Genomic DNA, 6,819 nt, shown 5'->3' with positions numbered 1-6,819 from the left:
GCCGCATGCATTCAGATGCCCAATTCGCAGGCTCATCCTCCGTTCCGGCTCACGTTGAAATGATGGGATTCCTTGGTATCGGCAACAACCCAATGGTTGGTGCTACTGTGGCTATCGCTGTTGCAGTGCAGGAGGCTATGACGAAATAAATCTTTTAAGTATATTTTATGAACCCTCGTAATGGATGACATTGCGAGGGTTCGTTGGTTTTAGGGGGATTGATCCTTTTTTAGAAAGAAGAGTTGGTAACCTGGGAGCACTGCGTCTTTTGGCCCACACCCCCTTTGTCGCTAGAAAAAAAACTAAAAATGCGGTCAGGGAGACTAAATTTCCGAACCGCGTCCTCCAGTCGTCCTGAAATACAGGACTCCTTCAGCCGCTGTCCTTCCTCAGTCATCGCTTCGCTCTTCCTTCTGTCAGTCCAAGATAGCGGAAATTTTTAACGTCTCCCCGACCGCATTTTCTTCACGCTTTTTTTCTAATGCGACTTTGGGGGCATGGGCCAAAAGACTGCGTTTACACGGGTACATAGACTATTTTGTGGATAGGTCATAATGCTACAGAGCTATCTATAGAAATCAGTAGTGCGTTGAACAAAATGGTATATACAGTTGGTTTATTGATTGATGTGATGGCACTCGCTGTAAACAAAGAGGATGGAAACAGGTTCTTTGTCTTATAAACCTAATCTATGAAACAAAACCGTAAAACGATCAATAATAACGAATGAATAAAAAAATATATATCTTTGTTAAGCAGTCACTGCATCATTGATGCCAAAAATACTATTCTGCTAATGCCGAAATCTCTGTACTTCCAACGGGGTTTACCGGATACTTACTTTACAGTCGAAGCAATACTGACCGACAATAGGAGGGAATAATGTGGTAGGGATGCCCATCCCTATGAGCTCTTTCTTCAATTATCGATATTGAGCATCGTACCACAATGGTCAGGACGCCCAGAACAAAAGGCTTTGTGGAAAGGTTCAACAGAACTGTCAAAGAAGAATTTATCCCTGTGGCCTTCAGAAAGAAGGTCTACACCGCGCTCGGTTAACTTCAGGAGGACTTTGATGTCTGGCTTAAACACTACAATTACGAAAGACCTCACAGTGGTTACAGAAACCTAGGAAAAAGACCTTTCGATACCGTTAAAAATTTTTATTTCTAAACCTAAACAATCTGTCAGACAACAAGGTTAGCTGTACATATAACATATGTCTATTGAATAACCCAAATGCAAAACTTATTAAACCTAAGGGATTATCTCAATATAATCTCTTTTTAAAGGATACGGAGTAAAACAATTAAATTGTTCCATTTCTCCTTTTGGTGTAAATGCTTTAACTGTTCCATCCGGCTCTATGAGTGTGTGATAAAGGCATAATACATCATCTTCACCTGCATTTTCCCAACGATCACGCTCAATAAGATATAGGGCCGTTTTATTGCCATAGTCTCGACCTTTAAAATATATTAAAGCAAACATTTGCTGATCAAACATTAGCTTTAGTCCAAAATCACTAGCTTTATTCATATAATAATCCATTTATTTAATAACGATATAATTAAAAAAATTATCATCATCAATCCTTAATTATTTATCTTTGAAAGTACTTTTTTCGCTGGTTCAAATTCCTGTTTAGCCGCAATAGTCAGCCATTTCTTAGCAAGAGGTAAATTTTGAGTCAAAGCATCCCCAATTATATAACATATCCCTAGGTGGTATTGTGCATACACATCTCCTTTTTCAGCCAATTTAATAAATAGATCAACTGCTTTTTTAAAATCTTTTTTTACTCCTTCTCCGGTATAATAACGAATACCTAAATTAATTTGGGCTTTCTCAAAACCTTGGTTTGCCGCTTTAATAAACCATTCTACAGATTTAAAATAATTTTGTTCAACCCCTTTTCCATATAAATAACACATCCCTAATGAATTTTGACATTTGGGACATCTTTTAATTTTTTTATCATAATTTATAGCTTCTTTACACTCATCACATCCAAATTCTTCTCCTTTAATAAAAAATTCTACGGCTTTTTTAAAATCTTGTTTTAAAATTATACCATCTTTATAGCAATTCCCCAATCTGAAATATGCATCTGTATAACCTTGTTCCGCAGCTTTATTGTAAAATTCAATTGCTTTCACATAATTTTTTGTTACACCAAGACCTTCTTCATAATATAAACCCAAATATAATTGAGCACCTGCATAACCTTGTTCTGCAGCTTTGGAGAACCATCCAAAGGCTTTTTCTATATCTTTAGTAACAAATTCTCCATAATGATATATAAGTCCCATTTTATATTGAGCAAACACATATCCATCTTGTAATATTAGAGGCCCATACGTAGCAGATTTAGTATATAAATCTAATGCACATTTTTTATCTATCGATATACCATATCCTTCTTCATTACATACGCCTAAATTATATTGTGCAACTTTACGACCTGGTTCTGTTTCAATTATTACTGCTTGTTTAAAAAAATCAATCGCTTTTTTAATATCTGGATCAACACCATTACCTAATGCATAGCATACACCTAATACATTTTTAGCATCAGGCAATGATAATTTTAAAAAAATGTCTACAGCTTTTTTGTAATTTTGCTGCATTCCAAAACCGTAGTAGCTCATTAGCGCAAGATTATATGAGATTTTCTCTTGCAAATAACGATCGGAACTGTCTTCTGCTTTAATCTCTAATCCGCTCATATAATATTTAACTGCCAACTCAAGATTAATATTTGTATGTATCCCAAATTGATAACACACAGCAAGATTAAATATTGCTGTTAAATTTCCCACTTCAGCAGAGCATTTAGTCCAGTAGATATATTTTTCGTCATTTAAGAATTTATCATTACTTCCTGAAAAATAAGCCACACTGATGTTAAACATTGCATTTGTGCTTCCACCTTTTGCTCCCAACATGAAAAAGTCAAATGATAGCTCATCTTCACCTGCGTAATTAAATAAAATTCCTAGATTATTGTAAGCTTCAATTTCTCCATCAAGAGCCGCATTCTTATAGCAAGACACCGCTTTGTCCCATATTTTCTTCTCAGACGGATTTCTATATGCAGCAGATAATTTATAAATTTGAAAATTTTCAATACATTCTTTTGCTAAGTGTTTGTTATTATCAAAATCCTTAATAAATCTTATTCCATCAAAATCATTATCACTAAGTTTACCTAACAATGATGTTTTATAAAATAATTTAACACTTATTAACTTATTTATATATTCTATTTTTAAACCTTCTATACTCTTGCCTAATGAATTTTTATTTTCATCACCAATACAAAACAAACGTATCGCACAACTCCAATCTTTTCCATTTTTAAAACTTCCTTTGGGAAAATCTTGATTATATTCCATTTTTCCACCCATCAGTTCAGCGAACTGATCTAATCTTTCAGTATTTAAGGGAAAAGGACTTACACAAACAAATTGATTGAAACTATCACACTTTTCTTTTATCAAATTAACCAATTTATACAAATCAAAAGCTTCAATATCCAGAATATTTGAAAAGACATGCAGTTTTTCTAAATTCTCATTTGTATAAATGTCATCTGAAGTCAAATCATCAATGTATTTACAAACAGTTCGTATCTCTGCATCTGGAAAAAACTTATGAACGTGCAGAGCAGCACGCTTTAGACAATACTCGGAAGGCTCAATTAAAGTAATACACTTAACTTTTTGAGTTAGCCTTTTTTTTAGCAAAAAATCCGCATAAACAATTTCACCTATTGCTTGACCACAACCATAATCAATAATTTCAATTGTATTTTTAAAAAAAGCATCAGGCAAATGATCGAAAGCATTCATTAATTTTGCTTGATGCATTGGACCAAAAGACCGTAAGTACATCAACATTTGAGGCTCATTTTCAATCAAATCAGCACCTCTGTTTAGCATATCATGCAATTCTGTTATCACATCTGCTTGCAATTGTTTTGTAAATGTATTTGCAATATCCCGGATTCTATCAAATGTCGGGTTTAGTAATTTTTCAACTAAAAATGCATAACTTGTTCCTTTTTCTATCACAGTACTACCTCCCTGTTATTGTTTCGCTTTTATTATTTTTTAAATGTTGATTCCAATTAGCTTTAACCCTACCATCAGCATCATTCGCATAGCAATAGTCGCATAAATGCGGGCAAGTATTATATTCACCGATATCTTTACTAACTATACAACCACAAAATTGACGTTGTCCCTTGTCCTTGTTATTTTTTGTTTTTAGTATGTTTGTTCTATTATTAAAAAGATCGGGGTGTTGTATTTCAACACCGAGAAAATCCATCAGTATTTTATCATCTGGAAAAAGCTTTATCATCAAATCGTCATCCACACAGCGGTTATGTTGTATACCATAAGGTAATAGATCTATTTTTTCACCACAAGTAGTCAATTCGTAACCCCAGGCTTTATTATTTTCACTGATACCTCTGGAAAATTGATGCATTTCGTCCTCAGAGAATTCGCGATAATTCACGCCACTTTTTTCTAGATTAGCTCTCACTTTACGATAATTCGCAATATCAGCAAAACTAAAAACCATTTTTTCAGTATATCCAGACAATTGATCGCCAATATGTTTTGCTTTTTCGAGTAAATCTTCAACTTTGACTTTATTGGTGAGAATCAATGGATCAAAACGCCAAATTACACTACCCTTTCCTAATTTATCTACAATTTGTTTGAATGTGTCAATTCGTTGTGCTACAGGAGGAACTCCTCTTTCGAAATTTTCTACATCATAATCGTTTAATGTATATTGAATGTAGCAATTGATACTGCGTTCTTTTAATTTATACAAGTGTGCCAACAAAGGCTTTGGATTTTTCGACCAGAAGACAATTAGTCGTGTATTTTCGTAAGAGATATAACTTTTTAATCCGTTAAAAGGATTAGTCCATGCTGAATAGCCAATATCTAATCTGTGAAAGAACCAATCAGAATAAAAAGCAGGTATATCAGTTGAACGACTGGCTGATACAATAATAGGTGCTTGTGATATAGCTTTATTACCATTATCTAAAATGATTTCTTTTTGTTTCCAATTCATACTCCTAACAGATGAGATTTTATATTTCTTGGCCTTTTCATAAAAAAATCAATTATAAATGTAGACAACGAAAGTAAACAAAATATTGCTTTTCCATTCCAAATTATTAAAATGTATATACTTTTGATATTTAAAGTAAATTCAATCAATACAAATTAGATTATAACGATATTCGCAATGGTTAAATATTTTATAAAAATTAAATCCTTAAACAATGAAACGGCTAGGAAATCTAAATAATGCATTAAATAATAAACCTTTCCTTTATCGTATAGAGCTAATGGATAGGTTTTATAATTTGCTTTCAAATAAAGAATTAATTTTTGTAAAACCGTCAGAATGGGAAGACCCACTTGAAAACTTAATATTTAATGCAACAATTTATAAAAATGGGATTGAATACATACACCCTTCCAAAAATAAAATATTTGGACAATGTTGGAGTTATGAAGGTGATTCATATGGATTATGGAAAAACTATACAACTAAGAAAAATGATAATGGCAAATTTGGCAGACACATGGGTGTTAGAATTACTACAACTATTGAGAAATTGATAGCCATTTCAAAACTTAACGAAGGTGATTTTTATTATGGTGTAGTCGACTATTTATGGAAAAAAGATTTAGAGTTATATCCAAAAAAAGAAATAATAGTTGAAGCATTAAAAGATCCCGAAATTAACGAAAACTTATTGAAGTCTTTATTAATAAAAAGAAAATCATATAGTTACGAAAGAGAAGTTAGATTGTTATCAGTTCCTACTGAGAAAATGATTAATAAGGATAAGAATTACCTTTGTCATGTGAAAATTGACCCTAAAGATTTTATATATTCGGTACGTTTTGACCCAGCATTAAACTACACAAAGTTTTGCATTGAAAAGGATAAATTAGTTGATAAATACGGATTTAACCCTTGTCAAGTAACCCAATCAACTTATTTTCATAAAAATAAATTTGTAATTAATATATAGGTAGTATCTGTTAATTAGCAAGAATTACTTTTGGTAAATATTTTTCTCGCAAACGAAAGATAATTATATACAATCTACTTGAACAGGTTACTTGCATTTTAAATAGATTTTAATAAAATTCAACTAATGAATACACTTTCATTAAATATCGAAAAAGCTGGTTACTTAAGAAGCCTTTTGAACAGCTATAATGTCAGCGTTAAATCCCTTGTTCTTACAGGCAATTTAAATGGAACAGACTTTATGGCTATCAGAAAACTAAAAGAATTGACTCATCTTGACATATCAAAATGTCAATTGGTTGGAGGAGGAAGAATCTGCATTATTATGAATGAAAAAGAAAAAATCAAAATTCAAGCAAAGGCAAATGAACTTTCCGATTATCTATTAGTCCGTATGAAATCAAATAAAGAATATGAAGAAGTCCTATTTCCTGAAGGCATAAAGCGAATTGGTAAGAACACTTTAGCTGGTCATCATGCTCTAAAATCAATTACAATTCCAGATTCTGTGGAAGAAATTGACGATTCAGCATTTTGGTGCTGTAGTGGTTTAACTCATATCGAGATGGGTAAAAATCTAAAACGGATTGGTAAGAATGCTTTCGGCAATTTATTACACCTTACAGAATTGGAAATACCTGCATCTGTAAAGGATATTGATGAATTCGCTTTTGATGGGAAATATTTGAAAGTGATAAAAGTTTTAAATCCGTTCCCTCCTACTTTGCATTTTTGCAGATT

At 32.5% G+C, this 6,819-nt stretch carries 6 protein-coding genes and 1 pseudogene; 4 read left to right on the top strand and 3 right to left on the bottom strand.

What is annotated here, in order from left to right; all coding sequences use genetic code 11:
- Both PHF25_08160 and PHF25_08155 read left to right on the top strand, forming a co-directional pair.
- Positions 1–149 (top strand): GGGtGRT protein (locus tag PHF25_08160; protein ID MDD4527989.1); only part of this gene is annotated, 149 nt, incomplete at its 5' end.
- Positions 150–847: 698 nt separating this feature from the next.
- Positions 848–1,173: pseudogene (locus tag PHF25_08155) on the top strand (integrase core domain-containing protein).
- Positions 1,174–1,257: 84 nt separating this feature from the next.
- Here the strand turns inward: PHF25_08155 and PHF25_08150 are convergent.
- The 3 genes from PHF25_08150 to PHF25_08140 are packed head-to-tail and all read right to left on the bottom strand — an operon-like array spanning position 1,258 to position 5,100.
- Complete coding sequence (locus PHF25_08150) at positions 1,258–1,539, bottom strand: hypothetical protein (GenBank protein ID MDD4527988.1); 282 nt, start codon at positions 1,537–1,539, stop codon at positions 1,258–1,260.
- Between the two features lie 56 nt (positions 1,540–1,595).
- The gene (locus PHF25_08145; protein MDD4527987.1) at positions 1,596–4,076 is read right to left on the bottom strand and encodes a tetratricopeptide repeat protein; all 2,481 of its coding nucleotides are present in this window, start codon (positions 4,074–4,076) and stop codon (positions 1,596–1,598) included.
- A gap of 4 nt (positions 4,077–4,080) precedes the next feature.
- Entirely contained in the window at positions 4,081–5,100 is a 1,020-nt protein-coding gene (locus PHF25_08140; GenBank protein ID MDD4527986.1) for a DUF1848 domain-containing protein, read from the bottom strand.
- A 214-nt stretch (positions 5,101–5,314) separates the two neighbouring features.
- On the opposite strand from PHF25_08140, the gene PHF25_08135 reads away from it, so the two are divergent.
- Positions 5,315–6,076, top strand: coding sequence for a hypothetical protein (locus PHF25_08135; GenBank protein ID MDD4527985.1), 762 nt, complete (start codon positions 5,315–5,317; stop codon positions 6,074–6,076).
- A 126-nt stretch (positions 6,077–6,202) separates the two neighbouring features.
- Positions 6,203–6,819, top strand: a 617-nt coding sequence (locus PHF25_08130) for a leucine-rich repeat domain-containing protein (protein MDD4527984.1), incomplete at its 3' end; no start/stop codon positions are given.

It is taken from the genome of Candidatus Margulisiibacteriota bacterium, assembly GCA_028706105.1.
In the GTDB taxonomy this organism is placed as follows: domain Bacteria; phylum Margulisbacteria; class Riflemargulisbacteria; order GWF2-35-9; family DYQY01; genus DYQY01.
The sequence above is the reverse complement of the archived record's forward strand: the minus strand, read 5'-3'. Positions and strand labels throughout refer to the sequence as shown.

What these genes read in the sequence shown, in the direction of transcription:
- PHF25_08150 (MDD4527988.1), bottom strand. Translation starts at nt 1,539, where the DNA reads ATGAATAAAGCTAGTGATTTTGGACTAAAGCTAATGTTTGATCAGCAA.
- PHF25_08140 (MDD4527986.1), bottom strand. Translation starts at nt 5,100, where the DNA reads ATGAATTGGAAACAAAAAGAAATCATTTTAGATAATGGTAATAAAGCT.
- PHF25_08135 (MDD4527985.1), top strand. Translation starts at nt 5,315, where the DNA reads ATGAAACGGCTAGGAAATCTAAATAATGCATTAAATAATAAACCTTTC.